Annotated in this window: 26 protein-coding genes; 5 read left to right on the top strand and 21 right to left on the bottom strand. The window is 62.4% G+C overall.

The annotated features are described in order from the left end of the window. Positions 1-143: 143 nt before the first annotated feature. The 3 genes from ACIPY3_RS02075 to fdxA all read right to left on the bottom strand — a co-directional run bounded on the left by ACIPY3_RS02075 (position 144) and on the right by fdxA (position 3,149). Positions 144-1,427, bottom strand: a complete 1,284-nt coding sequence (locus tag ACIPY3_RS02075; protein WP_400329443.1) for a citrate synthase — start codon at positions 1,425-1,427, stop codon at positions 144-146. Positions 1,428-1,659: 232 nt separating this feature from the next. After that, on the bottom strand, positions 1,660-2,808 hold the full coding sequence (gene dapC / locus ACIPY3_RS02070) for a succinyldiaminopimelate transaminase (RefSeq protein WP_400329440.1): 1,149 nt from the start codon (positions 2,806-2,808) through the stop codon (positions 1,660-1,662). 14 nt (positions 2,809-2,822) lie between these two features. Continuing rightward, the gene (gene fdxA, locus ACIPY3_RS02065) at positions 2,823-3,149 is read right to left on the bottom strand and encodes a ferredoxin (RefSeq protein WP_018776555.1); all 327 of its coding nucleotides are present in this window, start codon (positions 3,147-3,149) and stop codon (positions 2,823-2,825) included. 135 nt (positions 3,150-3,284) lie between these two features. Between fdxA and ACIPY3_RS02060 the strand changes: the two genes are divergently transcribed. Beyond that, positions 3,285-3,530: a hypothetical protein gene (locus tag ACIPY3_RS02060; protein WP_400329437.1), complete on the top strand. Its 246-nt coding sequence runs from the start codon at positions 3,285-3,287 to the stop codon at positions 3,528-3,530. Here the strand turns inward: ACIPY3_RS02060 and ACIPY3_RS02055 are convergent. Both ACIPY3_RS02055 and typA read right to left on the bottom strand, forming a co-directional pair. Next, a complete protein-coding gene (locus tag ACIPY3_RS02055) occupies positions 3,517-3,912 on the bottom strand; it encodes a hypothetical protein (protein ID WP_400329435.1) in 396 nt (131 codons plus the stop codon). The two genes, ACIPY3_RS02060 and ACIPY3_RS02055, sit on opposite strands and share 14 nt — an antisense overlap. A gap of 24 nt (positions 3,913-3,936) precedes the next feature. Then, on the bottom strand, positions 3,937-5,853 hold the full coding sequence (gene typA, locus ACIPY3_RS02050) for a translational GTPase TypA (protein ID WP_400329433.1): 1,917 nt from the start codon (positions 5,851-5,853) through the stop codon (positions 3,937-3,939). Positions 5,854-6,251: 398 nt separating this feature from the next. Here typA and ACIPY3_RS02045 point away from each other — a divergent pair, with 398 nt between their 5' ends. Further along, entirely contained in the window at positions 6,252-6,986 is a 735-nt protein-coding gene (locus ACIPY3_RS02045; RefSeq protein WP_400329430.1) for an SGNH/GDSL hydrolase family protein, read from the top strand. Positions 6,987-7,110: 124 nt separating this feature from the next. On the opposite strand, the gene ACIPY3_RS02040 is transcribed toward ACIPY3_RS02045, so the two are convergent. The 8 genes from ACIPY3_RS02040 to ychF form a co-directional block, all read right to left on the bottom strand. After that, complete coding sequence (locus tag ACIPY3_RS02040) at positions 7,111-8,820, bottom strand: ABC transporter ATP-binding protein (RefSeq protein WP_400329428.1); 1,710 nt, start codon at positions 8,818-8,820, stop codon at positions 7,111-7,113. Positions 8,821-8,830: 10 nt separating this feature from the next. Continuing rightward, the gene (locus ACIPY3_RS02035) at positions 8,831-9,775 is read right to left on the bottom strand and encodes an ABC transporter permease (RefSeq protein WP_400329425.1); all 945 of its coding nucleotides are present in this window, start codon (positions 9,773-9,775) and stop codon (positions 8,831-8,833) included. Beyond that, positions 9,765-10,694, bottom strand: coding sequence for an ABC transporter permease (locus ACIPY3_RS02030; RefSeq protein ID WP_400269699.1), 930 nt, complete (start codon positions 10,692-10,694; stop codon positions 9,765-9,767). Before ACIPY3_RS02030 ends, ACIPY3_RS02035 begins: the two co-directional genes overlap by 11 nt. Before the next feature lie 127 nt (positions 10,695-10,821). Then, complete coding sequence (locus ACIPY3_RS02025) at positions 10,822-12,504, bottom strand: ABC transporter substrate-binding protein (protein ID WP_400329422.1); 1,683 nt, start codon at positions 12,502-12,504, stop codon at positions 10,822-10,824. A gap of 304 nt (positions 12,505-12,808) precedes the next feature. Continuing rightward, the gene (locus ACIPY3_RS02020) at positions 12,809-12,967 is read right to left on the bottom strand and encodes a DUF86 domain-containing protein (protein ID WP_400329419.1); all 159 of its coding nucleotides are present in this window, start codon (positions 12,965-12,967) and stop codon (positions 12,809-12,811) included. A 28-nt stretch (positions 12,968-12,995) separates the two neighbouring features. Then, the gene (locus ACIPY3_RS02015) at positions 12,996-13,439 is read right to left on the bottom strand and encodes a helix-turn-helix domain-containing protein (protein WP_400329416.1); all 444 of its coding nucleotides are present in this window, start codon (positions 13,437-13,439) and stop codon (positions 12,996-12,998) included. A gap of 37 nt (positions 13,440-13,476) precedes the next feature. Next, the gene (locus ACIPY3_RS02010) at positions 13,477-13,989 is read right to left on the bottom strand and encodes a hypothetical protein (RefSeq protein WP_400329413.1); all 513 of its coding nucleotides are present in this window, start codon (positions 13,987-13,989) and stop codon (positions 13,477-13,479) included. Between the two features lie 150 nt (positions 13,990-14,139). After that, positions 14,140-15,225 carry a redox-regulated ATPase YchF gene (gene ychF / locus ACIPY3_RS02005; protein WP_400329410.1) on the bottom strand — a complete coding sequence of 362 codons (1,086 nt, stop codon included), beginning with the start codon at positions 15,223-15,225 and terminating at the stop codon, positions 14,140-14,142. Positions 15,226-15,336: 111 nt separating this feature from the next. Between ychF and ACIPY3_RS02000 the strand changes: the two genes are divergently transcribed. Next, positions 15,337-16,587 carry a DNA recombination protein RmuC gene (locus ACIPY3_RS02000; protein WP_400329407.1) on the top strand — a complete coding sequence of 417 codons (1,251 nt, stop codon included), beginning with the start codon at positions 15,337-15,339 and terminating at the stop codon, positions 16,585-16,587. A 148-nt stretch (positions 16,588-16,735) separates the two neighbouring features. On the opposite strand, the gene ACIPY3_RS01995 is transcribed toward ACIPY3_RS02000, so the two are convergent. Both ACIPY3_RS01995 and ACIPY3_RS01990 read right to left on the bottom strand, forming a co-directional pair. After that, positions 16,736-17,821 carry a 4-hydroxy-3-methylbut-2-enyl diphosphate reductase gene (locus ACIPY3_RS01995; protein WP_400329404.1) on the bottom strand — a complete coding sequence of 362 codons (1,086 nt, stop codon included), beginning with the start codon at positions 17,819-17,821 and terminating at the stop codon, positions 16,736-16,738. Positions 17,822-17,830: 9 nt separating this feature from the next. Beyond that, positions 17,831-18,697: a hypothetical protein gene (locus tag ACIPY3_RS01990; protein WP_400329401.1), complete on the bottom strand. Its 867-nt coding sequence runs from the start codon at positions 18,695-18,697 to the stop codon at positions 17,831-17,833. A 171-nt stretch (positions 18,698-18,868) separates the two neighbouring features. On the opposite strand from ACIPY3_RS01990, the gene xseA reads away from it, so the two are divergent. Beyond that, positions 18,869-20,146, top strand: coding sequence for an exodeoxyribonuclease VII large subunit (xseA, locus tag ACIPY3_RS01985; protein WP_400329398.1), 1,278 nt, complete (start codon positions 18,869-18,871; stop codon positions 20,144-20,146). Positions 20,147-20,219: 73 nt separating this feature from the next. Next, positions 20,220-20,462: an exodeoxyribonuclease VII small subunit gene (locus ACIPY3_RS01980; protein ID WP_400329395.1), complete on the top strand. Its 243-nt coding sequence runs from the start codon at positions 20,220-20,222 to the stop codon at positions 20,460-20,462. Positions 20,463-20,589: 127 nt separating this feature from the next. On the opposite strand, the gene ACIPY3_RS01975 is transcribed toward ACIPY3_RS01980, so the two are convergent. The 6 genes from ACIPY3_RS01975 to ACIPY3_RS01950 form a co-directional block, all read right to left on the bottom strand. Continuing rightward, positions 20,590-21,444 carry a polyphosphate kinase 2 family protein gene (locus ACIPY3_RS01975; protein ID WP_400329392.1) on the bottom strand — a complete coding sequence of 285 codons (855 nt, stop codon included), beginning with the start codon at positions 21,442-21,444 and terminating at the stop codon, positions 20,590-20,592. A 51-nt stretch (positions 21,445-21,495) separates the two neighbouring features. Beyond that, entirely contained in the window at positions 21,496-22,716 is a 1,221-nt protein-coding gene (locus ACIPY3_RS01970) for a pyridoxal phosphate-dependent aminotransferase (protein ID WP_400329389.1), read from the bottom strand. Positions 22,717-22,836: 120 nt separating this feature from the next. Next, positions 22,837-23,790, bottom strand: a complete 954-nt coding sequence (locus tag ACIPY3_RS01965) for an ABC transporter substrate-binding protein (protein WP_400329386.1) — start codon at positions 23,788-23,790, stop codon at positions 22,837-22,839. Then, complete coding sequence (locus ACIPY3_RS01960; protein ID WP_400329383.1) at positions 23,787-24,533, bottom strand: ABC transporter permease; 747 nt, start codon at positions 24,531-24,533, stop codon at positions 23,787-23,789. The genes ACIPY3_RS01965 and ACIPY3_RS01960 overlap by 4 nt, the downstream gene beginning before the upstream one ends. Next, a complete protein-coding gene (locus ACIPY3_RS01955; protein WP_400329380.1) occupies positions 24,530-25,264 on the bottom strand; it encodes an ABC transporter permease in 735 nt (244 codons plus the stop codon). Before ACIPY3_RS01955 ends, ACIPY3_RS01960 begins: the two co-directional genes overlap by 4 nt. After that, positions 25,264-26,358: an ABC transporter ATP-binding protein gene (locus ACIPY3_RS01950; protein WP_400329377.1), complete on the bottom strand. Its 1,095-nt coding sequence runs from the start codon at positions 26,356-26,358 to the stop codon at positions 25,264-25,266. Before ACIPY3_RS01950 ends, ACIPY3_RS01955 begins: the two co-directional genes overlap by 1 nt. Positions 26,359-26,441: the final 83 nt, after the last annotated feature.

Here is a 26,441-nt window from a genome sequence, read left to right as displayed (position 1 = left end):
GGGTCACTTAGAGCCCATGACGGGCCGCCTGATGGCGCTAAGTGACCTCGCGATGCTTGTCCTGCGCCTTTCGTCCCGCGGCGATTAACGACGTCGGCCGCCCACCTCGCGCGAGGTGGGCGGCCGCCGTCGTTAATGCCGTATTAGTTGGCCGGGTAATTGCGCTCCGGCTCCCCCGTGTAGAGCTGCCGCGGACGGCCGATCTTGGTCTGGGGATCGTTGATCATTTCGCGCCACTGGGCAATCCAGCCCGGAAGGCGGCCAATGGCAAAGAGCACCGTGAACATCTTCTCCGGGAAGCCCATCGCCTTGTAGATGAGGCCAGTGTAGAAGTCGACGTTCGGGTACAGCTTGCGCTGGATGAAGTAGTCGTCCGCGAGGGCCTTCTCTTCAAGGCGCATGGCGATGTCCAGCAGTTCGTCGTTGCCGCCGAGCTTGCCGAGGACCTCGTGGGCCGTGGCCTTGATGATCTTGGCACGGGGATCGTAGTTCTTGTAGACGCGGTGTCCGAAGCCCATGAGGCGGACGCCGTCTTCCTTGTTCTTGACCTTCTCCATGTAGTCCTCGGGCTTGATGCCGTCGGCCTGGATCTGGCGGAGCATCTTCAGGACGGCCTCGTTGGCGCCACCGTGGGCGGGTCCAAAGAGGGCGTTGATGCCGGCGGATACCGACGCGAAGAGGTTCGCGTTGGACGAACCCACCAGGCGCACAGTGGAGGTGGAGCAGTTCTGCTCGTGGTCGGCGTGCAGGATGAGCAGGAGGTCCAGCGCCTTGACCACAACGGGATCAAGCTCGTACTGCTCGGCCGGGAGGCCGAAGCTCAGGCGCAGGAAGTTCTCCACGAGGTTCATGGAGTTGTCCGGGTACAGCATGGGCTGGCCGATGGACTTCTTGTGGGCGTACGCCGCGATGACCGGGAGCTTGGCCATGAGGCGGATGGTGGAAACCTCCACGTGCTCCGCGTTGAACGGATCCAGCGAGTCCTGGTAGAAGGTGGACAGCGCGGAAACGGCCGAGGAGAGGACGGGCATGGGGTGCGCGTCGCGGGGGAAACCGCCAAAGAAGCCCTTCAGTTCCTCATGGAGGAGCGTGTGGCGGCGGATGCGCTGATCGAACTCTTCGAGTTCGGTGGGCATGGGGAGGTTGCCGTAGATCAGCAGGTAGGAAACTTCCAGGAAGCTCGAGTGCTGGGCCAGCTGCTCGATCGGGTAACCGCGGTAGCGCAGGATGCCTGCGTCTCCGTCGATGTAGGTGATGGCCGACGTGGTGGCGGCTGTGTTCATGAAGCCGGGGTCATAGGCAACGGCGCCCGTCTGCTTCAGCAGCTTGGAAACGTCATAGCCTTCGTTTCCTTCTACAACCTTGATGCGCGGCAGTTCGAGTTCGCCGCCGGCATGGCGCAGTGTCGCGCTGGTGGTCTCAGTCATGGAGTCCCCTTCATGAGGCCTCTGGGCCTCTATAGAACGCTTGTCCAACCAACTCTTGGTGACGCCGCATTCGGCCCCACTGTTGCAGGGCTCCAACGGCCGAAGTGCTTTCTTATTGAAGGCCACCATTGATAGTCAGTTAAAAAGTTACCGCCAGTAACCCCCCGGAACTAATCCGTGCCGTCTGGTTACTGGCGGAAACACAGCGTTTGTGCTGCAAGTCACAGCATCGTTATGAGGCTGAGTTTAACCTCTCCACGGCAGCGTCAATGCGTTCGTCGGAACCGGTCAGGGCCACGCGGATGAAGCCGTTGCCCGCCTCGCCGTAGAAAACACCGGGACCCACCACGATGCCCAGATCGGCAAAGCGCGCCACCGTATCCCATGTGGGTTCGCCGGCCGTGGACCAGAGGTACAGCCCGGCCTTCGACTCGTGGATCTGCAGGCCGAACTTCTCAAGCGCGGGAACGATCCGTTCGCGACGGCTACGGTAGAGGTCCTTCTGCGCCAACACGTGCCCCGCGTCCCCAAGGGCCACACGCATGGCCTCCTGGACCGGGAAAGGAACAATCATCCCGGCGTGCTTGCGGCTATTGACCAGGTTGGCCATGATCGCGGAGTCTCCGGCAACGAAGGCCGCCCGGTACCCTGCGAGGTTTGACTGCTTGCTGAGGGAGTAGACGCTCAACAGCCCGTCGCTGGAACCGCCCGTGACCCGGGGATCCAGGACGCTCGGCACTGCTTCGCCACCCCGCTGCGCATCCCATTCGCCCCAGCCGAGTTCGGCATAGCATTCGTCGGAGGCCACGACGGCACCGAGCTCGCGGGCCTGGTCGACGATTTCACGCAAAGACTCAACGCTGCGCACGCTTCCGGTGGGATTGCCCGGAGAGTTGATCCACACCAGCCGCACCTTGGCGCGGGTGGCAGCGTCCAGTTCATCCAGGTTGTCGGCGGCCACCGCGGTGGCTCCGGCGAGCATCGCCCCGATGTCGTAGGTCGGATAGGCCACAGTAGGCCTGACCACGACGTCACCACTGCCCAGGCCGAGCAGGAACGGGAGCCAGGCCACCAGTTCCTTGGAGCCGACGGTGGGCATGACGTCGCGGGGGTCAAGCCCCGGCACCCCCCGGCGGGTGGCAAACCACTCCACCACGGCCTGCCGCAACGGCTCGGTTCCGTGAACCGTGGGATAGCCGTGGGCGTCAGAAGCCGCAGCGAGAGCGTCACGGATGAGGCCCGGCGTAGGATCCACGGGCGTGCCGATGGACAGATTCACTGCACCGCCGGAGTGCTTCGCAGCCGTGGCAGCGTAGGGCGCCATGGCTTCCCACGGGTAGTCAGGCAGGTTAAGGCCAAAGGCCGGTGCCGCGGAAATCAACGATGCAACCGTCCTTAGTGGTCTTGGTTCTGCGGCGGCAGGGCGGCAATGAACGGGTGGTCCTTGCCGGTGTTGCCGATCTTCGCAGCGCCGCCCGGCGAGCCAAGGTCGTCGAAGAATTCCACATTGGCCTTGTAGTAGTCGGCCCACTCTTCCGGGGTGTCATCCTCGTAGTAGATAGCTTCCACCGGGCACACGGGCTCGCAGGCACCGCAGTCGACACATTCGTCGGGGTGGATGTAGAGGGAACGCTCACCTTCGTAAATGCAGTCGACAGGGCATTCTTCAATACATGCCTTGTCCTTGACATCCACACACGGCTGCGCGATTACGTACGTCACGTCCCAGACCTCTCAACGGTTTGTCCCGGCGAAGGCCGGGTTAATACGGCCGGCTTCACGCCGGGCACTGAACTTCCGAGCCTATTATCCAACAGGGCTGTGACGCCAACCTAGCCCGCGTCTTAGTATGAATCGGTGACTCCCCCGCATTTGCCGCCCAGACAATTCCTCCTCACCGCAGAACCAGGTACCCGGGTGGTGGTCCGGTACAGGATCGAGGAAGGTCTAACGGACGCGCTGGGCTACTTGGTGGCGGTCAACGGAAACAGCTGCACCGTGCGGACCCGGACCTCCGACGTCGAAATTCCGCTTGCCATGGTGATCGCGGCCAAGCAAGTTCCGCCACCGCCACCCCGGCGGTCCGCCGTTAACCGTCCCTGAGGGCCGCTTTCCACCTGGCCAACAGCCAGGCCGCGACCACAAGCATCAACAGGGTCACACCGGCAATGCCAAAGACCCATACGTTTCCCGGCAGGTCGCCGAGGACCAGGCGCTTGTCAGGCCCGCCAGAGGACAACAACCCAACAGTGGCATAGGCAACAAGGCCGGCTACCGCCGTCGGAATCACCGAAGCCGACCACGCCACCAACCACAGTTGGACCGAAGCGAGCAGGAGCAGGGCGGCGCCGGCTCCCCAATAAAGCTCGACGCCGGAAATCACCACACTTTGCCGGTGCAGTACCGTCCCGGCTACGGCGACAAAAAGAGCCGCCAGCACGGCCATGGCGATGCCACGGGCCGCACTGGCGACTCTCTTGTTCAAACTACTGCTCCGGGCTGTTGGACACTACGCCTTGGCGCGGGCGCGGTTGGCCTTGGCGCGCTCGTTGGAGTCCAGGATGACCTTGCGGATACGGATGTCCTCCGGCGTGACCTCGACGCACTCGTCCTCACGGGCGAATTCGAGCGACTCTTCAAGGGTCAGCTCGCGCGGCGGGGTCAGGTTCTCGAAGGAATCCGAGGAAGCTGCACGCATGTTGGTGAGCTTCTTTTCCTTGGTGATGTTCACGTCCATGTCGTCAGCGCGGGAGTTCTCGCCCACGATCATGCCTTCGTAAACCTCGGACGTGGGCTTCACGAAGAAGGAACCGCGCTCCTGGAGGTTGATCATGGCGAACGGCGTCACAACGCCGGGACGGTCGGCAACCATCGAACCGTTGGTACGGTATTCGATCGGACCGGCCCACGGCTCGTAGCCTTCGGAAATGGAGGCAGCGATACCCGCACCACGGGTGTCCGTGAGGAAGCGGGTGCGGAAACCGATCAGGCCACGCGCGGGAACGATGAACTCCATGCGGCACCAGCCGGTACCGTGGTTGGCCATGTTGGTCATGCGGCCCTTGCGGGCGGCCATGAGCTGGGTAACGGCGCCGAGGTATTCTTCGGGGACGTCAATGGTCATGTGTTCCATCGGCTCGTGCAGCTTGCCGTCAACCGTGCGGGTAACAACCTGCGGCTTGCCGACGGTCAACTCGAAGCCTTCGCGGCGCATCTGCTCCACGAGGATGGCCAGGGCGAGCTCACCACGGCCCTGGACTTCCCAGGCGTCGGGACGTTCGGTGGGGAGGACCTTGATGGAGACGTTACCGATCAGTTCCTTGTCCAGGCGGTCCTTCACCTGGCGGGCCGTGACCTTGGCACCCTTGACCTTGCCGGCCAGCGGGGAGGTGTTGATACCGATGGTCATGGAGATCGCGGGATCGTCCACGGTGATGAGCGGCAGCGGCTCGGGGTTCTCCACGTCCGTCAGGGTTTCACCAATGGTGATGTCCTCGATACCGGCAACGGCCACGATCTCACCCGGGCCTGCGGACTCGGCAGGAACGCGCTCCAGGGCCTTGGTGGCGAGGAGCTCGGTGATCTTGACGGTCTTCAGTTCACCGTTCTGGCGGGCCCAGGCAACCTGCTGGCCCTTGCGCAGCGTGCCGTTGTAGATACGGAGCAGGGCGAGGCGGCCGAGGAACGGGGAAGCGTCCAGGTTGGTCACGTGTGCCTGCAGGACACCGTCCGGGTTGTACGTCGGTGCCGGGATGTGCTCGATGATGGTCTTGAACAGCGGCTCAAGGTCTTCGTTCTCCGGGGCGGAGCCGTTGGCCGGCTGCTCCAGGGAAGCGCGGCCAACCTTGGCGGCGGCGTAGACCACGGGAACTTCAAGGACCTTGTCCAGGTCAAGGTCCGGAACCTCGTCTGCGAGGTCCGAAGCCAGGCCAAGGAGGAGGTCCATGGACTCGTGGACAACCTCGTCGATGCGGGCGTCAGGACGGTCGGTCTTGTTGACCAGCAGGATCACCGGCAGGTGCGCCGCGAGGGCCTTGCGCAAGACGAAGCGGGTCTGGGGCAGCGGACCCTCGGAGGAGTCAACCAGCAGCACGACGCCGTCAACCATGGACAGGCCGCGCTCCACCTCGCCACCGAAGTCGGCGTGGCCGGGGGTGTCGATGACGTTGATGGTGATGGTCTCGCCGTTGGAAGACGGGCCGTTGTAGGCAACGGTCGTGTTCTTGGCGAGGATGGTGATGCCCTTTTCGCGCTCCAGGTCGCCGGAGTCCATGACGCGGTCCTCAACCTCGCCATGGGCAGCGAAGGAGTTGGTCTGCTTGAGCATGGCATCGACCAGGGTGGTCTTGCCGTGGTCAACGTGTGCAACGATCGCGACGTTGCGCAGATCGCTCCGCGACGCAGTGTTAACGGTAGTTTCAGACATGCGTTTATGACTCGTTTCAGTGGTGAAGTCAGCTGTTTTCATCCGCGCGCATACCTGATCTTCCGGACCGGAACACACAACGAAAAGACCCCGGGACACAGGGCACCTATGGCTATTCTAAACGCACCAGCATGAGTGGGCCTAAAAGGCAAGGCATCCTGGGAGCGAATGTGCCTTCCCTCACGCTTGCTCAGGTTTTGCGAAAGTTCATCTCAAGACGCTGGATTTTCCCTCTGGCATGCCCCATGATGTCTGCAGGAACCAGTGCCCTTCGGAGAAAATCGATGCGAAAAGCTTCGGCCGTGTTCCGCTTGTTCGCACCGTTGATCGCCGTAGGCGTTCTGTCGGTAGGCTGCGGGACGAATACGCCATCCCCCACACTTTCATCAGGCTCGCCCGTGCCAGTCGCGGCTGCCACTGCGGCCGCCCAGAAGCCGCAAGGGCTGCCGACGGCGTCCCCCTCTCCGGATCTTCCGGTGGGGTCCCTCTACCGGAACCCGGCGAATGACCGCAACGAGGTCATCCTCGCCGACATCAGGCACACGGCGGTCCTCATTGGCGATTCGCAGTCGCAGCCGAAGGACTCATGGCCGCAGCGCGGCATCGCAGCGCTCGGCTACAAGCTCTACGTGGCCGGAATGGGTGGCACGGGCTTTGTCGCCTCGACATCCAAGACCGGAAACTACATCGACGCCCTGCAGCGCGGCGACTGGGTACTCCCCTATGGCGCTCCCCCGCTGATCGTGGTCCAGGGCGGTGGCAACGACGCCGCCCAGAAAGCCTCCGACACGCAGATCTCCACCAATGCCGAACGCCTCCTCGCGGTGCTCAAGAAGCGCTACCCCGGTTCGCGCCTGGCCATGATCGGTACCTTGGCCAAGGGGGCTGATAACGGTGGCGGACGGCGTACCGAAGTGGATGCCTTGCTGAGCCGGGTTGCGGCCAAGAACAACATCCCGTTCGTCAGCGCCGGAGACTGGCTGACCCGGTACGACGCCGTCAAGGACCTCCAGGACGGTGTACACATGAAGCCCTCCGGCCATGAAAAGCTGGGTAAAGTCCTCGCTGGCCAGCTGGCTTCCCTGGGCTTGCAGCCGCGGCCGGAGACGGACAGCCCGGCACCAAGCCAGTAATCATTTCCGCTGCTGGGCCGGGCAGAGCGGGCCCGGCAACTCCTTAACGGCAAGAGCCGGTGGTTCCCTTTCGGGGACCACCGGCTCTTCGCTTTAGTGCGACTGCCGTGGAGTACGACGGCGGTTATGCCACCGCCGGGGGCAGCAGCAAGGAGCCACCCGGGATGGCATCCAGCAGAGCCTGGGTGTAGGCCTGCTTCGGGTTGTCGAACACCTCGTCGGTGCTCCCGGTTTCCACGAGCTTGCCCTTCTCCATGACGCACACGTGATCGGCGATCTGCCGGACCACCGCGAGGTCGTGGGTGATGAACAAGTAGGTCAAGCCGAGGTTATCCTGCAGTTCCGCCAGGAGGTTGAGCACCTGGGCCTGGACCAGGACATCCAGAGCGGAGACGGCCTCATCACAGATGATGACTTCGGGGTCGAGTGCCAAAGCACGCGCGATGGCAATGCGTTGCCTTTGGCCACCCGAGAGTTCGTTCGGGTACCGCTGCATGGTGGTCTGCGGCAAGGCAACCTGGTCCAGCAACTCCCGGACCTTCTTTTCCCGACTGGCCGCGTTGCCGATCTTGTGGACCCTGAGCGGTTCTTCGATGGTTCGGAAGATGTTGTACATCGGGTCCAGGGAGCCATAAGGATCCTGGAAGATCGGTTGCACGCGACGCCGGAACTTGAACAGTTCCTTGCCCTTCAGGCCCGCCGTGTCGACGCCGTCGAACACAATCTGGCCCTCCGTGGGGCTCTCCAACTGGAGCACCATTTTGGCGACCGTGGATTTGCCGGAACCCGACTCACCCACAATCGCAGTGGTGGTGCCGCGCTTGACGTTGAAACTGACACCATCGACGGCCGCGAAGTCCGTCGCCTGGCCCAACCCTTGGCGCAGCTTATAGACCTTGCGAAGGTCCTTGATCTGCAGGACATCGTCCGCGGCACGGCTTTCTGCCGCAACGGTGGGTGCCAGCAGGTCCTCGGCTTCGACACCTTGTTCCTTGGCCACCTGAATGCGGCGGGAGGCCAGAGAAGGCGCAGATTCCACCAGTCGCCTGGTGTACGGGTGCTGCGGGTTCCGGAGCAGTTCAAGCGACGGACCGGCCTCCACCACGTTGCCCTGGTACATGACCACTACTTTGTCCGCGCGTTCGGCGGCAAGGCCGAGGTCGTGGGTAATGAGCAGTACGGACGTTCCGAGCTCCGTGGTCATGGTGTCCAGGTGGTCCAGGATCTTCCTCTGGACCGTGACATCCAAAGCGGACGTCGGCTCGTCGGCGATGAGCAGCTTCGGCTGGCAGCTCAGGCCAATCGCGATCAGAGCACGCTGACGCATGCCGCCCGAGAACTCGTGCGGATACTGCTTTGCCCGACGTGCAGCGTCCGGAAGGCCGGCCTCGGCGAGTGCACGGGCCACGTCCTCAGGACCGTCGGGACGCCCGTTGGCCTTGAGCGTCTCACGTACCTGGTAGCCGATCTTCCACACAGGGTTCAGGTTGGACATGGGATCCTGTGGAACCATGCCGATGTGGCTGCCGCGAAGTTCGATCATCCGCTTCTCAGGCGCATGGGCGATGTCCTCGCCGTCGAGCAGGATCTGCCCGCCCGAAACCCGGCCGTTGTTCGGCAACAGACCAATGGCGGCGAGCGCCGTCGTCGATTTACCCGAACCGGACTCCCCCACGATGGCGACCGTTTCGCCCGGCATGATGGTCAGGTGGGCATTCTTGACGGCCTTTACCTCACCGGAACCGGTCTTGAAGGTAATGGCGAGGTCCTTGATTTCCAGAATTGGCCTGGCCGTCGCCGTGGCTTCATCGATGCTGATGTTGGCTGAAGTCATGTTCGCCTCCTTAGCGCTGACGGCTCTTGGGATCAAGAGCATCGCGGACGGCGTCGCCAAGCATGATGAAGCTCAGGACGGTGATGGACAAGGCGGCTGCCGGGAAGAGCAGGATGGACGGATTTGTCCGGATGGAAGCCTGCGCCCCGGCTATGTCGTTACCCCAGGACATGATGCCTGGAGGCAGGCCGATACCCAAGAAGGACAGTGTTGCTTCAGCGACAATGAAGACACCCAGTTCCAGCGTCGCCAAGACAATGACCGGCGCCAGGGCGTTGGGCAATGCGTGGCGAACGAGCGCACCGAACTTTGATACGCCCAGCGAACGGGCTGCTGTGACGAAGTCGGCATTGCGCACCTCAATCACCGCACCACGGGTAATTCGCGCCATTTGCGGCCAGGCCAACAGTGATATCACCAGTACCACCGTCCAGACGCTCCGGTTCTCCCGGAACAACGGCAGCTGCGTAATGACGAGCGCACCCAGAATGAGCGGCAGTGCAAAGAAAATGTCACCCAAACGTGCCAGAACGGCATCCAGCCAACCACCGTAGTACCCGGCCAGAGCGCCCAAGGTGACACCAATGACCAGAACGCACAGCACCGAGAGCACACCTACAGACAACGAAGCCTGTGTACCGTGGACCACCCGGGAGAAAACATCACAACCCTGAAGGGTGAAGCCGAACGGGTGCCCCGCCGTGGGACCTCCCTCGGAATTGGCCAGCTGGCAGTCATTATTGGGAGCCACACTGGTGAAAACGCCGGGGAAAATCGCCACAAAGGTCAGGAAAAGGATAAGTAAAGCCGAAACGATAAACATCGGCCGGCGACGCAACTTGCGCCATGCGTCAGCCCATAAGCTCAAAGGAGCTTCGTCCACCTTGACAGAGTCGGTGGCTTGAAGGGGGGTCTCGTCGACGGGAGCGACGAAATGTTCTCGGTTACTGGTCATAGCGGATCCTCGGGTCAAGCCAGGCGTATAGGAGGTCGACAAGCAAGTTGGCCGCCACGAAGACGAGGACCAGAACGCTGACGATCGCGACGACCGTAGGTCCTTCGCCGCGCAGAACGGCCTGGTACAGCTTGTTGCCAATGCCTGGAACGTTGAAGATGCCCTCGGTGACAATTGCTCCGCCCATGAGTCCACCAAGGTTGGCACCAAGATAGGTAACTACCGGAATCAAGGAGTTGCGGAGGATATGCGCCATGACGACGCGGGGCCGGGACAGGCCCTTGGCGGTAGCAGTGCGAACGTAGTCGGCATTCATGTTTTCGATGACCGAGGCCCGGGTGAGGCGCAGAACGTACGCAAAGGAGACCAGCCCGAGGACGATGGCCGGAAGAAGCAGATTGCCCCAGTCGGCGTTGCCACCCACGGTCGGTTTGGCCCAGCCGAGTTGGACACCGAAGACGAGCTGGAACACGAAGCCCAACACGAAGGTAGGCACGGCAATGACGATGAGGGAAGTAACCAGGACCGTGGAATCAAACAGCTTGCCCTTGCGGAGTCCTGCGAAAACGCCAAATGCCACGCCAAAGACGGCCTGGATAATGATTGCTTCAATCGCAAGCATGGCGGTTACGGGAAACGCCCTGGCCAGCGCCGCTGCGATAGGTTGCTGGGTGAAGTCGACGCCAAGATTGAACGTGAACAGGTTCTTAAGGAAGATCCCGTACTGGACCCAGAACGGCTGGTCCAGGTTGTATTGGGCACGCAGGGCGTCGATAACACTTTGCGGTGGCTGGCGGTCACCAAACAGTGCAGCGATGGGGTCACCGGGAAGTGCGAAGACCATGTAGTACACGAGAAGGGTGGTCCCTAGGAAGACCGGGATCACCTGAAGGAGTCTACGAAGAATGTAGCGAACCACAGGGTCACCTCTTTCCGTTGGTTTTTCGATGGGGTGTCATTTCTACCTTCCTGCCGCAGCAGGCGAATGGGGGCCCGGCTTCCCAGCCGGACCCCCATTGCCTTACGGCAAGCTCAGATCCTGCGGATTACTTCGCTTCGATGTTGAAGTAGCGAATGCCGCCGTTCCAGCCGGTTTCGGCCGAGATGACGTTGTTGCTCCACACGATCGCACGAGCCTGGTCCCACAGGGGCAGACCAGGAAGGTCCTGGAACAGGACTTCCTGTGCTTGGTTGAACTTTGCGTTGGCTTCCTCGGTGGACTTGGCCGCCAGGCCTTCCTTGAGGAGCTTGTCGAACTCAGGGTTCGAGTACTTCTCATAGTTGGACGAAGCGTTGGTGGCCCAAACCGGTCCCAGGAAGTTGTACAGGGACGGGTAGTCGCCCTGCCAGCCGGCGCGGGTCAGGCCCGGGAGGGACTGCGACTTGCGCAGGTCCAGCACTTCGGCGAACTTGGCGAACGGCTGGATTTCAGCCTCGATGCCGAGGTTGTTCTTGAAACCGTTGGCAACGGCTTCGATCCATTCCTTGTTGCCACCATCAGTGTTGGAGGCGATGAGCAGCGGCTTGGATCCGTCGTAGGGCTTGATCTTCTCAGCCTGGGCCCAGAGGTCCTTGGCCTTGGCGGCGTCGAAGTTGAGCACTTCACTGCCCTTGAGATCTGCCTTGAAACCGTCGATGACCGGCGGAGCGAAGGCCTTGGCCGGAGTACGCGTACCGCTGAAGACAACCTTTGCGATCTCTTCGCGGTTAATCGCGTAGGACAGCGCCTGACGGCGCAGTTTGCCGGCTTCACCCTGGAAATTCGGGTTGTACGGCGGGATGTTCAGCGTGGAGTCGGTTGCCACCGGCTTGGTGGAGTTCCGGTCCGGGAAGTCCGTGGTGTAGGTCTTCAGGGCGTTGGACGGGATAACGTCGGTGATATCAAGGTTGTCGGCCTGCAGGTCCGTGTATGCGGGGCCCGGGTCCGTGTAGAACTTGAAAGTCACGCCACCGTTCTTGGCAGTACGCGGGCCGCTGTAGTCGGCGTTCTTGACCAGGGAGATGGACTGGTCGTGTACCCAGGCCCCTTCCTTCGCCATCTTGTACGGGCCGTTACCGATCGGGTTTTCGCCGAACTTCTTGGAGTCCTTGAGGGCCTCAGAGGGAAGCGGGAAGAACGCCGAGTAGCCCAGACGCAGCGACCAGTCGGCCTCAGGCTGAGCAAGCTTTACGGTGATAGTAGAGTCATCCTTGGCTACCAGGCCCGACATGGTCTGAGCAGTGGGTGCCGGAGTTGAGGTCTTCTTGCCGTCGGCGCCTGTGGTTTCCGTCACTGCGCTGACATCGGCGTAGCCCTCGATGGATTCGAAGAAGAAGCCATTGTTCTGGAGGTTGGTGCTCAGCGCAGCAAAGTTCCAGGAGTCAACGAACGTCTTGGCCGTAATGGCCTCGCCATTGGTGAACTTGGAACCGGACTTTACCTTGATGGTCCAGTTCTGCGAATCAGTGGTTTCAATGGACTCAGCCAAAGCGTTGACCGGCTTGCCGTCGGCGTCGTACGTGCGAAGGCCCTCGAACAGCAGTTCAACGACGCGGCCTCCATACACCTCGTTGGTGTTGGCGGGAAGCAGCGGGTTCTGCGGTTCGTTGCTGTACGCAGTGATGACTTTGTTCGGGTCGACCGCGGCTGAACTGTTCGTGTTGCTGCCGGAGCCACCGCCGCAACCAGTCATGGCGAGGGCGACGATCGCCGCTACACCTAGAGCTTTGGAAGTGCGCGAGAAACGCATTCCGCCTCCTATGAGTCGTGGAGTTGATGAGGGGAAGTTCGTGATTTCCCCCAGGCGCAGGCACAGATTCCTACTGTGACGTTGCCTACATGTGAGTGTAAGCCTACCCACATTGCGTCCGAATGTTGGAACAAACAAGCCAAACTGTAACCGTTCCGCAACCTCTACTTGCCTAATTTGCCGGGGATTTCAAGTCAAAGGCTACTCGGTGGTAATATTCGCTGTCTGACAGCAGGACAGGACTGTTTTTGGGCAAGAAAGAGCCCCGGACCTGCTGATCTCTCAGCTGGACCGGGGCTATGCGCTAGGCGCCGTCCAGGGACTCGAGGTATCTGCCAATTGCGGGAAGGTCAATCATGAGGGTGTCCCAAACGGCCTCGTAGTCGGTGCCTTCGTAGTGATGGGCCAGGCGATCCCTCATGCGTTTGATAAGCGACCACGGCACTCCGGGGAGACGGAGCATTACTTGAGTGTGGCAGCGTCCCGTTGATTCACACTGCGACCGCCGTCGTCAGGATTTCGTGATCTGCACGCAGGCCGCCGTCCGTCACGACATCGACCTCGACTCCCAGCAATTCACCCGCCGCGGCGGCGAACGCGGCCACAGTCAACAGTCCGATGCCCTCCGGACGAGTCACCAGGATGTCCAGGTCACTCCCCGGACCATCGGATCCACGTGCGGCCGACCCAAAGACGCGAACGTTGCTGAATCCGTAACGGCCAGCCAATTCACGTAACTCCTGTGCCCGCGAGGCAAGGACCACGTGCGGCAAGGGGCGCGCAGCGGCACGAAGACGATCCAGCATCCCCCGGGATGCCTTGCGGCGGCCCGATTCGTACGCCGCAATGTTTGGCTGCGCCACGCCGGAGCGCCGGGCCAACTCACCTTGGCTGATACCGGCAGCCTCCCGGAGTTCCCTCACGGCATTGCCCATACCGCCACAGTATCGCGTTATATGCCGTCGTCCCAGGCTAACCGATAAGGTAAACAAAGCCGCGTCCGGAGGCCGCCAGATCATTGACGAAAGCCCGAGCCCGCTGCAGGTAGTCAACAGCGTAGGAGACGTTCGAGTCCCTCTGGAAACGCAAGGAACCCTGCAACCAGTTTCCCAACTCTGCGTCAGTGATGTCGCTCAAGTCTTGGGCGATTGCAGGTACATCCATCGGTGGCAGCACCCGAATCCATGATTCCCAGCCGTCATAATGCATGGTTACCTCGCCCTCGAACATGCGAAAGGCCGGTCTTGCATACGCTCCTGTCCTGGACGGGGCAGTGAAAGCCTGCAGTTCCCTCCAGGCCTTGTCCAAGTAGAGCATGTCGCGCTCAGGTATGGATTGTTCGAAAGTGGGAAAACCGACCTCAGCTCCTGATTCGAACCCCCAGGCATCTGCGAGTGGATCCGATGACATAACACTTCTTGGGTCGGCGAGTACCCGATCAGTCATGTCTCCGTCGAAGGCAAATGCGTAGTATCTGATTCCCATTTGCCCAGTATTGCCAAGCAGCTGGCTGCTGAGAGGCGTTCCATTGCGCTATGTGGACAACTCAGTGGAACAATTCTCTTTCCGGAAAAAGGAAGCCCCGATCCAAGCTGAGGTGCTCAGCTTGAACCGGGGCCATGTTGGCTCGTGAAACTAGACGTTGAAGCGGAACTCCACCACGTCGCCGTCGGCCATGACATATTCCTTGCCTTCGATGCGGACCTTGCCGCGCGACTTGGCCTCAGCCATGGAGCCGGCATCGATGAGGTCGTCGAAGGACACAACTTCGGCCTTGATGAAGCCCCGCTGGAAGTCGGAGTGGATCACGCCGGCTGCTTGCGGAGCGGTATCACCCTGGCGGATGGTCCAGGCACGGGTTTCCTTGGGTCCGGCAGTCAGGTAGGTCTGCAGGCCAAGGGTGTGGAAGCCGACACGGGCGAGCTGGTCGAGTCCGGATTCGCTCTGCCCGTTCATCTCCAGCATTTCGCGGGCTTCTTCCTCGTCCAGTTCAACGAGGTCTGCCTCAAGCTTGGCATCGAGGAATACGGCATCGGCGGGGGCAACGAGTTCGCGCAACTCATCCTGCTTGGCGGGGTCGCCGAGGATGCCTTCGTCGGCGTTGAAGACGTAGATGAAGGGCTTGGCCGTCAGGAGGCCCAGCTCCTTGAGGTGTCCCATCTCCAGCTTGTCGCTCTTGATCGACGAGAAGATGGTGTCGCCGCGCTCCAGTACGGCTTGGGCTGCCTTGATGGCTGCGAGCTCAGCGGCTTCGCGCTTCTTGATTTTGACTTCTTTTTCGATGCGCGGGATCGCGTTTTCGATCGTCTGGAGGTCAGCCAGGATCAGTTCGGTGTTGATGGTCTCCATGTCGGAGCGCGGGTCGACTTTGCCGTCAACGTGGATGACATCGGGGTCGTCAAAGACGCGCACAACCTGGGCGATCGCCTCGGCTTCACGGATATTGGCAAGGAATTTGTTGCCCAGGCCTTCACCTTCGGATGCGCCCTTGACGATTCCGGCAATGTCCACAAAGGACACCGGGGCCGGCAGTAGCCGCTGCGACCCGAAGATCTCGGCCAGCTTCGCAAGGCGGGGGTCCGGCAGGTTCACGACGCCGACATTCGGTTCAATGGTTGCGAAGGGATAGTTCGCAGCAAGCACCTGGTTGCGGGTCAGTGCGTTGAAAAGGGTTGATTTGCCGACGTTGGGCAGTCCGACGATGCCAATAGTAAGAGCCACGAGGATTGATTCTACCCGGAACGTCCGCAGACTTGCTTGTTGAAACCGGCACCGAAGGGTCACACGCGAGGCCGCGCTAAAACTGTCGTACCCCTGTGACAGGGTTACTGCATGGATGGATTTGGATTGGTTCTGGCCCTGCTCATGCTGCTGATCGGAGCGGCCGTCGGACTTGGCATCGGGTACGTGCTCTTCCAGCGCCGGGGCGCCGGACTGGAAGCTGACTTCGACGCCGTTTCGTCCCGCCTTTCGGACGTGACAGCCCAGTTCGCGGCCGCCGACGCCGAACGCCGGCTTTTGTTCGCACAGAACCGGGAACTGAGCGAGGCGCGGAATTCGGACGGCAGCGTCCTGCGCGCCCTTGCCCCGGTCGCCGAGAAGCTGACCGCAGTCCAGCAGCAGGTTTCGCTCCTGGAACGCGACCGCGTGGAACAGTACGGGCAATTGGCGCAGCAACTGCAGGACGCCCGGCTCTCCGATGAACAGCTCCTCAGGTCGACGCACGCCTTGGCCTCCGCACTGCGCTCCAACAGTGCCCGCGGTCAGTGGGGCGAAGTCCAGCTTCGCCGGGTTGTTGAGGCCTCGGGCATGTTGCGCCACGTGGACTTCCATGAGCAGGTGCATTCCGCACGCAGCGACAACACCCTGCGTCCGGACCTTGTGGTCCAGCTTCCCGGCGGCAAGCAGTTGGTAGTGGATGCCAAGGTGCCCTTGGCCTCATATCTGGCAGCGCAGGAGCAGCTCCACGGCGAGGGTGCCCTTGGTGAGTCCGTCACACCTTCAGCCAACCAAGATCCCAAAGTGCTCCTTGCCCAGCACGCCAAGGCACTCAAGGCCCACATTGATGCCCTCGCTTCGAAGAAGTACTGGGACATCCCCGGCAACTCCCCCGAACTGGTCATCTGCTTCCTCCCCGCCGAGTCGATCCTGGCGTCGGCATTGGAAACGGACCCGGCCTTGTTGGAGCATGCCCTGTCCAGGAACGTGGTCCTGGCGTCGCCGGGAACGCTTCTCGCGGTCCTGAAATCCGTGGCCTTCACCTGGCGGCAGGACGTCCTCACGGACAGCGCCCACGAACTCTTCGATCTCGCCAAGCAGCTCTACGAACGCATGGGCACCCTGGGTGAAAATGTCGGGAAACTGGGCAGTTCCCTCAAGACGTCCGTTGATCGTTACAACGCGCTGGTGGGAACTTTGGAGGCCCGGGTTCTGCCCACGGCCCGCAAACTCAACACCATGGATGACGCGGGACTTGTCGCCCCGCCGTCGGTGGAGGCCGTGCCGCGCTCCCTCGCCGCACCGGAACTCCTGGCCGTGGAGTCCCGGGACGAAACGGACCACGACCGCGAGTCGGCCGCCTAAGGAAACACCTGGCCAGGCCGGTGGGTGGAGGGCTGGCAATGCAGCCAATTCCCCTTCTTCAGCCATAGTGCCGACAAAAGAAACGGCCCGGCCGGGTGACTCTCACTCATGTGACAGTTACCCGGCCGGGACCAGTTCTTGAATCCCTCTAGGACGTAGGGCGGTTTCCGCGCCCGCCAAGCGCCCGGCTCACGTCGCCGGCCTGCTTCAGGGTGGCGCGGAGTTCCTTCGGCAGAGAGAAGAGAAGGTCCTCTTCGGCTGTCACCACTTCCTGGACCTCGCCGTAACCGTAGTCTGCGAGCAGCCGCAGCACTTCCTGGACCAGAACCTCCGGCACCGAAGCGCCGGATGTAACGCCTACGGTGGCGACGCCTTCGAACCAGCTTTCATCCACCTCATTGGCGAAGTCCACGCGGTACGACGTCTTTGCACCGTATTCCAGGGCAACTTCGACCAAGCGGACGGAGTTCGATGAGTTGGCCGATCCCACCACGATCACGAGGTCGGCCTGCGGAGCGATCTTCTTGATGGCTACCTGGCGGTTGGTGGTTGCGTAGCAAATATCGTCGCTGGGCGGATCCTGGAGCGTGGGGAACCGTTCCTTGAGCATGCGCACGGTTTCCATGGTCTCGTCAACGCTCAGGGTGGTCTGGGAAAGCCAGATGGTCTTCTCAGGGTTGCGGACCGTTACCTTGCCCACTTCATGCGGGCCGTTAATGATCTGGATATGGTCCGGGGCTTCACCGGCCGTACCTTCTACTTCCTCGTGGCCGTCGTGGCCGATGAGCAGAATGTCGTAATCCTCTTTCGCGAAACGCACGGCTTCGCGGTGAACCTTGGTCACCAAGGGACACGTGGCGTCGATGGTGCGCAGACCCCGATCCTCAGCCGACTGCACCACGGCAGGCGAAACTCCATGGGCGGAGAAGATCACCAGGGCACCCTCAGGGACCTCGTCCGTCTCATCGACGAAGATGGCGCCCTTTTCCTCAAGTGAGGAGACCACATGGACGTTGTGGACAATCTGTTTGCGGACGTAGACCGGAGGTCCGTAATGCTCCAAGGCCTTTTCGACCGCGATGACGGCACGGTCGACGCCGGCGCAGTATCCGCGCGGGGCAGCCAGAAGGACCTTCTTGGTACCGTTCACAGGAGCAGCCGCCAGTACCTCTTCAGGGGATCGACGTCTGCGGGGAACCGTGGGCATCGGAATGGAGACTGCTGTGCTGGTCATCCTTCCATGCTACCGGGCAGCGGTGGCCCGGTTTGCCGAAGGTGACCGCCGTCTCCCGGATACCAACCACCCAAGGAATCCCAGTGCCAGGACGGCAGCCGAGACCCAAACATCCACGACTATCCATTGGCCAAAGCCGGACCGCGACGACTCCAGGAACTCCTGTTTGAACAACTCCGCCACACTGTTGCCGCTGGAAAGGTTCTGGACCGAATTGACGGCGAGGTCCGCCGTCGTGCTCCAGAGGGCAGCCAGAGCCAGCCCGCCAAGTCCCAGGAAGACGAAAACCAGCGCGCGCCTGCGTGCCGCAGCCAGCGCGAGCAGAACCGACACCGCGGCGCCCAAAGCGGCAACCCACCACAACGGGGCGAAGGCGGATACGCGCTCCACGATCTGCCGCTGCGACGGTTGCCCCAACGTCACCACGCTTTCAGCCGGGACGTCCAGGGTGATCCCGGTGGACGACGCGAAGTGGTCCCTGATGAGCCGGACCAGCGGCGCAATATCCAGGAGCAAAGCAGTGGGGGAACCTGATTCTTCGGTTTGGCCGCCAAAATTGAGGCGGTGGCTGTTCCGGACCGTTTCTTCCCAGGCCTGCGGATAGTCGCTCCACGATTGCATGCCGTTCGCAGCGCCTTTGAGGGCGTCGCCTGCCAGATTGCGGACCGGCTCGGGCAGTTGCACGGAGGACTCGAAGGTACTCACGGCCGCGCCGGTCAGGCGGTTCTGAAAGTCGGGGTCCTTGCCCAAGGCACCGGCCATACGGACAAAACCGTCTTCCTTGACCACATTCGCATCAACCCATGCTGCAGGCACGGCCACGGCTGTGAGCAGCAAAGCGAGGATCACTCCCACTGCTGAGACAAAAGTACGCAAGGTCTACCTCGGTGCTAGGGGGCTGTCCAACCATCCTAGGACTGTCCACATACAGGGGAAAATATGGGACCCGGCGGCTGCGGCTATGGATAGAGTTGGAAAGCAGCCCCGTAACCGGCGGGCGCAAGGCTACCGAGGACAGGCACATGCAGGAAAAAGCACGGATCACCCATGTCAGCTGAAGCCAGCCCTGAATCGACACTGCCTGCGACAGCCGCCGAGACCAGCCCGGACAACCCGTGGCCCCTGCAATTGTTATCGCGGAAGCTCAAGGCCCACATCGAACGTGCACCGGCCGCATGGATCGAGGGCCAGGTCATCGAAATGAACCGCCGCGGTGGCAACGCGTTCCTGACGCTTCGTGACGTCGACGCGGAGATCTCGTTGCCAGCTTCGGTGTGGTCCACGGTGCTGGACCGACAACGGACTCCGCTGGAACGCGGCTCACGCGTAGTGGCCCTGGTGAAAGCCGATTTCTGGGTGAAGACCGGGCGCCTCAACATGTCGGTGAAGGACATCAGGCCGGTGGGATTGGGCGACCTCCTGGCCCGGATTGAGAGGCTCCGGCAGGCCTTGGCGGCAGAAGGGCTTTTCGCCGATTCGAGAAAGCGGAAGCTGCCCCTGCTCCCCCACCGCATTGGATTGATCACCGGCCGCGATTCGGACGCCAAGAAGGACGTCCTGCGCAACGCAGCGCTGCGTTGGCCCGCCGTCGAATTCGACGTCCGCGAGGTGGCAGTCCAAGGCAACACCGCAGTCTCGCAAATCATTGGCGCCCTCAAAAAGCTGGATGCTGATCCGCACGTGGATGTCATCGTCCTCGCCCGCGGCGGCGGTGCCCTCGAGGACCTCCTGCCGTTCAGCAACGAGGACCTGATCAGGGCCGTGGCCGCCGCTACAACCCCGGTGGTCAGTGCCATCGGCCACGAAGCCGACCGGCCGATCCTTGATGACGTTGCCGACCTCCGCGCCTCGACGCCAACGGATGCAGCCAAGAGGATCGTTCCGGACGTCTCCGAAGAGCTCGCGGCGGTCCGGCAGGCCCGCGACCACCTGCGCCGCAGCATTGGGAGGACGGTGGACAGGGAAACGGACCGGCTGCACGCCCTAAGGTCGAGGCCGGTTTTGGCCACGCCGGACACCCTCGTGGCAGTGCGCGCCGAGGACGTTGCCAGGTTGCGCCAAAGGTCGCACTCTGCCGTGAATACAGCTGTGCTGCGGGCCCTCGACCAGGTGCATCACCTACGCGCGCAAGTACGTGCCTTGTCCCCGCAAAAAACACTGGACCGCGGCTATGCGGTGGTGCAGATCGTGGGCGAGGACCAGGCGGGCCACACCGTGGTCAGCAGCCCGGAGCAGACGCCGGAAGGAACGGCTTTGGCCATCCGGGTTGCGGAAGGACGCTTCCGGGCAATGTCCGTGGGGCAAGGCCAGATCGCCGGGCGATGATCCCAAGACACGAACGACGGCGTCATTCAGACCACCAACCGGTCCAAGCGGCCGGGACAGCCAAAGGAAACCCATGACCGAAAACCCCGCACACACTTCCGAGTCGCTCGATGCCCTGAGCTATGAAGAAGCCCGTGAACAATTGGTGGCCGTCGTGGGCCGTCTTGAGGCCGGCGGCGCAAGCCTGGAAGAGTCACTCGCCCTGTGGGAACGCGGCGAAGCGCTGGCCAAACGCTGTGAGGACTGGCTGGAAGGCGCCCGCAAGCGGCTCGCAACGGCCCGCGAGGCAAATACGGATTCCGGGGCGGGCCAGTAACCGGGTGCTGCCCCTCGACCGACGGGTAAGCCACTATTGCCCGCGCCCGGCGGCCACCCGGCTACTGACAGGAAGAAACCGCTGACCGGACGGCACGCGGCAACCCCCACGCAAACCGAGGGACAGCTCAGGACTCGACCACCAAGGCGCGTTCGGCGGCAACGTCAAACTCCGCTTTGGGCCAGTCCAGGGACATCCCGCGGAGGGCCTCCAGCAACAATTCCTGAACAGCGATGCGCGCGTACCACTTCTTGTTGGCCGGAACCACGTGCCACGGGGCGACGTCAGTGGATGTTTTCTCGAAGGCGACGCTGTAGGCCTCCATGTAGTCATCCCAGAAGGCCCGCTCGGTCAGGTCGCCGCGACTGTACTTCCAGTGCTTGCTCGGATCGTCCAGCCGCGCGATGAGGCGGCCTTTCTGTTCGTCCTTGCTGATGTTCAGCATGACTTTGACGATGGTGGTTCCCTGTTCGGCCAGCCGCGCTTCGAAGTCATTGATGGCTGAATACCGCCGCTCCAGTTCCTCGGCGTCTGCCCATCCATGCACCCGGTGGATGAGGACATCCTCGTAATGGGAGCGGTCGAAGACACCCACCATGCCTGCAGCCGGAACCTGCTTCTCGATCCGCCACAGGAAATCGTGGGCTTTCTCTTCCTCGGTGGGTGCCTTGAAGGCCGTCAGGTGGACGCCTTGCGGGTCCATGGCACCCACAACGTGGCTGACAGCCCCGCCCTTGCCCGCTGTGTCCATGGCCTGGAGGATCAACAGCAACCGCTTGGGACTGCCGAACTTTCCCGACGCAAACAATTGCTCCTGGAGTTCGGTCAGCCTGGCATCCTGCGCGCCGAGCAAGGCCTTGCCGTCCACCTTGTTGCCTGAATAGCCCGGCGTCGATTCGGGATCCACACCCGCAAGTGAGAATCCCGAATCCACCCTCAAGACTTCTGCTGGACTCTTGGCGAACTCAACCGCAGCGACCATGGCTTGCCTTCCTGCCGGGCGGCGCCCCGGCGGCGCAGCATGGAACTCAGGCTAGTTGCCCGGGTACCTCGACAGGAAGTCCGCCATGCGCCCGATCGCCTCTTCGATGTCCTTGACGTTGGGCAGGGTAACCATGCGGAAGTGGTCCGGACGTACCCAGTTGAAGGCCCTGCCGTGCGAGACCAGAATCTTCTGCTCCCTCAGGAGATCCAGGACGAACTTCTCGTCGTCCCGGATGTGGAAGACCTCCGGATCCAACTTGGGGAACAGATAAAGCGCTCCCCTCGCCTGCTGGGTGCTGACGCCGGGAATGGCGTTCAGGAGGTCGTAAGCCTTGTTCCGCTGCTCCAGGAGCCGACCGCCGGGAAGGATGAGGTCGTTGATGCTCTGGTAGCCGCCCAGTGCCGTTTGGATGGCGTGCTGGGCGGGCACGTTGGCGCACAGGCGCATGTTGGCCAGCAGGTTGATGCCTTCGAGGTAATCCGCGGCATCCTTCTTCGGCCCGGAAATGGCCATCCAGCCAGCCCGGTAGCCGCAGACGCGATAAGCCTTGGACAGGCCGCTGAACGTCAGGCACAGCACGTCGTCGCCCGTCAGGCCGGCGAGGTTCACGTGGACGGCGTCTTCGTACAGGATCTTTTCGTAGATCTCGTCCGCGAAGATCACCAGGCCGTGTTTCTCGGCCAAAGCCACGATCTTCTTCAGCGTCCCTTCCGGATAGACAGCACCGGTGGGGTTGTTCGGGTTAATGACCACGATGCCCTTGGTGTGCGGCGTGATCTTGGCTTCCATGTCCTCAAGGTCGGGCTGCCAGCCGGATTCCTCGTCGGTGAGGTAATGGACGGGCCGTCCGCCGGCCAGGGCGACAGAAGCCGTCCACAGGGGGTAGTCCGGGGTGGGAATCAGGACCTCATCGCCGTCTTCGAGCAGCGCCATGAGGGACATGGTGATGAGCTCGCTGACGCCATTGCCAAGGTAGATGTCGTCAACGTGGATGTTCTGGATGCCGCGGGTCTGGTAATACTGGGACACGGCCGTTCGGGCCGAGAAGATGCCGCGGGAGTCACTGTATCCCTGGGCGTTGGGGAGGTGGCGGATCATGTCCACCAAAATGGCGTCAGGCGCTTCAAAACCAAACGGTGCCGGGTTTCCGATGTTCAGTTTGAGGATCCGGTGACCCTCCGCCTCCATCTGCTGGGCGGCCTGAAGAATCGGTCCACGGATGTCGTAGAGGACATTATGAAGCTTGGTGGACTGCTTGAAATTCGCCATTCCTCAAATATGCCATAGCGGTCATGGACTTCCGTTGAGACGTCCCTCACAGAAGCAACGACGGCGGTGACGGGCCCGCGGGGGTCCGTCACCGCCGTCGTCAGCGGTTCTTGCCAGTCGTTACTTGACGATGCCCTTGTCCTTGAGCCAGGCGGCGGCTGCGTCCTTGGCACTTTGCTTCTGGTCGCCGCTCACCGAACGGTTCAGGTTGATGAGGTCCTCGGTGGTGAGGATCTTGGACACGTTGTTGAGTGCGTCCTTGGCCTTGTCCGTCATCTTGGACTTGTTGTAGAGCGGCAGGACCTGCTGGGCCTTGAAGTTGTTCTTGGGGTCTTCGAGGACCACAAGGTCGTTGTCAACGATGGACGGCGTGGTGGTGTAGATATCGGCCACCTGGACCTTGTCCTCGAGCAGGGCCTGCAGGGTCAGGTTGCCACCACCGTCGCTGAAGGGCTGCAGCCCCTTGAGCTCGCAGTTGTAGTTCTTCTTCAAGCCCGGGAAACCGTAGGAGCGGGTCTCGAAGGTGGCCGGGGCAGCCATGGTGAAGTCCTTGCACACCTTGGCCAAGTCTTCGATGGACTTCAGCTGGTACTTCTCTGCCGTGGCTTTGGTGACCACCATGGCATCCTTGTCCTCTGCCTTGGCCGCATCCAACACGGCCAAGCCGTCGGGCAGCTTGCCCGGCAGCGCCTTGTACACGTCATCGGCCGAGACTTCCGTGGCATCGGCGTTCAGGTAGGACAGGAGGTTGCCCGAGTAGTCCGGCACGAGGTCTACCGAGCCGTCCTGGACCGCCTTGAAGTAGATTTCGCGGGAGCCAATGTTTGGCTTGGTGGTGGCTGTGACTCCGGCCGCGTTGAGGGCACCGGCGTAGATTTCGGCGATGACCTGGCTTTCCGGGAAGTCTGCCGAACCTACAACCAACGATCCGCCGGCTGATCCGCTGGCTGCCGACGATGACGGTGTTGCCAGGGGGCTGCCACCACAGGCGCTCAGCGCGAGCGCCACACCGAGGCCGGCTGCCAGGCCGCCGAGACCACGGCGCGTAAGGGTCATGGGGACGGGGTTTTTCATGGTGTACCTCCTTGAACGGCAGCCCCGGAGGGAGCTGTGGCTTGGTGACCGTCGGGCGCCTTCTGGCGACCGCGGGAGTCGGGGGCAAGGCCTGGTGACAGCACCAGGCGCTGGATGGCGGCAAGGACAAGGTCGACGGCGATCGCCAAAGCCGCGATCAACAGGGAGCCGCCGAGCATGCGCGGGAAGTCTTGAAGGACCAGGCCGTCGAAGAGGTAGCGGCCCAGCCCGCCGAGCGGCAGGTAGGCAACCACCGACACTGTGGCGATGACCTGGAGTACTGCGGTCCGGATTCCGCCGAACATGACTTGCAGCCCGTTGGGCAGCTCAACGCGGAACAGGATCTGCATCTCGGTCATGCCCATGGCCCGGGCACCATCCACCACCGTGGAATCGACGCTGGAAATGCCTGCGTAGGTGCCTGCAAGGAGCGGTGGAACGGTGAGGATCACGAGTGCCCAAACCGGCGGCATGAGGCCGCTGCCCGCCAACAGCGCGAACAGGACCAGCAGGCCGAGCGTGGGCAGGGCACGGAGGGCTCCGGCCAGGGCAACGGCAACCACCCTGCCCCGACCTGTGTGGCCAATATAGAGTCCTACGGGGATGGCTATCGCCGCGGCGATGACCAGCACGAGGCCGCTGTATTGCAAGTGTTCGGATAAACGCGCTGGAATTCCACCGCTTCCGGACCAGTGCACAGGGTCAACAAGCCAGGCGATGGTGTCTGTAAAGATGTTGCTCATGCCGATGCCCCCGGATCCGGTCGTGGGGTCGCCTGCGGTCCCGGCCCGGACTTGGGCTCGGTGATGATGGCCGTGGCGCTGGCCTGTCCGCTGCCGCCCGCGGCCCGGGTCCAGGGCGTCAGGATCCTCTCCAGCACCACGAGCACAGCGTCCATCAGCAACGCGAGCACCAGGATGGCGATAATGCCAACCACGACCTCCGTGACAAAGGTGCGCTGCAAACCGTCAGTGAACAGCATGCCAAGGTTGCCCACACCCAGCAGCGCCGCAACGCTCACCAGGGAAATGTTGCTGACGGAGACCACGCGCAGCCCGGCAAACATCACCGGAAGGGACAGCGGAAGGTCCACGTGGAAGAACCTGTTCAGGGGCTTGAAGCCCATGGCCACGGCTGCGTTCCGAAGATCGTTGTCCACGGAATCGAAGGCGTCCATTGCCGCGCGGACCAGCAGGGCCACGGCGTAGATCGTCAGCGCCACGATCACATTGAGCGGGTCCAGGATCCGGGTCCCGAGGATGGTGGGGAGAATGATGAACAACGCCAGGGACGGGATGGTGTAGAGCAAGGACGTAGCCGTGGCCACTATGGACCGCAGCGTACTGTTTCGGCGGGCCAGCTGAGCCAGGGGAACCGAAATCAGCAGCCCGAGGACCATGGGGATGACTGCCAGGACCAGGTGCTGTCCCGCCAAGCCAAACACCATGCCCGTGTTCGCCAGGAACCACTGCATCAGGTGGCGTCCTCCCTGCGGCGGCGGACTTCTTCGATGAGGGCCAGGACTTCCGGTGCCTTCAGGACTCCAGCGACCCTGCCGTCGTCGTCCACGGCTACGCCCAGGCCCGACGGCGAGGACAGCGCCGCGTCGAGCGCCCGCCGCAGGGTGTCCCCCTTGCGGAAGAGTGAACCGCCGGGGATGATTCCGGCGCCGTCCCGCGGTGAGGACCACCCGAGCGGCCTGGTCTCCTGGTCGACAACCAGCGCCCACTCCCCCGAGTCCCGGCCGGCGTGATGCCCGTCAGAGGCTCCCACCATGGTGACAGGGTGCAGCTGCACCGAGTCGGCGGCGTTGAACGCGAGATGCCGGAACCCCCGGTCGCGGCCGACAAAGGACGCTACGAAGTCGTTGGCCGGCGCCCTGAGGATCTCCTCCGGAGCTGCATACTGTGCGAGTTTGCCGCCCACGGCAAAGACCGCCACCTTGTCGCCCAGCACGGTGGCCTCGTCGATGTCGTGGGTCACGAAAACGATGGTCTTGGCCAGTTCGCGCTGGAGGCGCAGCAGTTCCTGCTGAAGTTCGTCGCGCACCACGGGATCAACCGCACTGAAGGGCTCATCCATGAGCAGCACCGGCGGATCGGCCGCGAGCGCACGCGCCACGCCGACGCGTTGCTGTTGGCCGCCCGAGAGTTGCGACGGGTACCGCTTGCCGAGCCCGGAAGCCAGCCCGACGACGTCGAGCAGTTCCGCCGCGCGCTTCCGCGCAGCCGCTTTCGGAACCCCGTTCAGCCGGGGAACGGTGGCAATGTTGTCCAGCACGGACCGGTGCGGGAGCAAACCTGCGGACTGCATGACATACCCCATTGACCGGCGCAGTTGGGCGGCCGGGACCTTTGACACATCCTCGCCGTTGACGGTGATGGTGCCCGCGCTGGGCTCAACCATGCGGTTGATCATGCGCAATGACGTGGTCTTGCCGCAGCCCGAGGGACCGACAAAGACCGTAATGGCGCCCTTGTCGATGGACATGCTCAGAGCGTCAACCGCTGGTTGTCCCCCCTGGTACTGCTTGGTCACGCTCTGGAACTCAATCATGGCTTCGGCCATACCTGGGCTTACCTATCTGTAATTTCGACATCCTCGGACGGTAGAGCCAAATGATCATAAGCACGCTTACTGTGGCTGTAAAG

It is taken from the genome of Paenarthrobacter sp. NPDC089714 (assembly GCF_044748905.1).
Lineage (GTDB): Bacteria > Actinomycetota > Actinomycetes > Actinomycetales > Micrococcaceae > Arthrobacter.
This window is presented reverse-complemented; position numbering and strand designations above follow the sequence as displayed.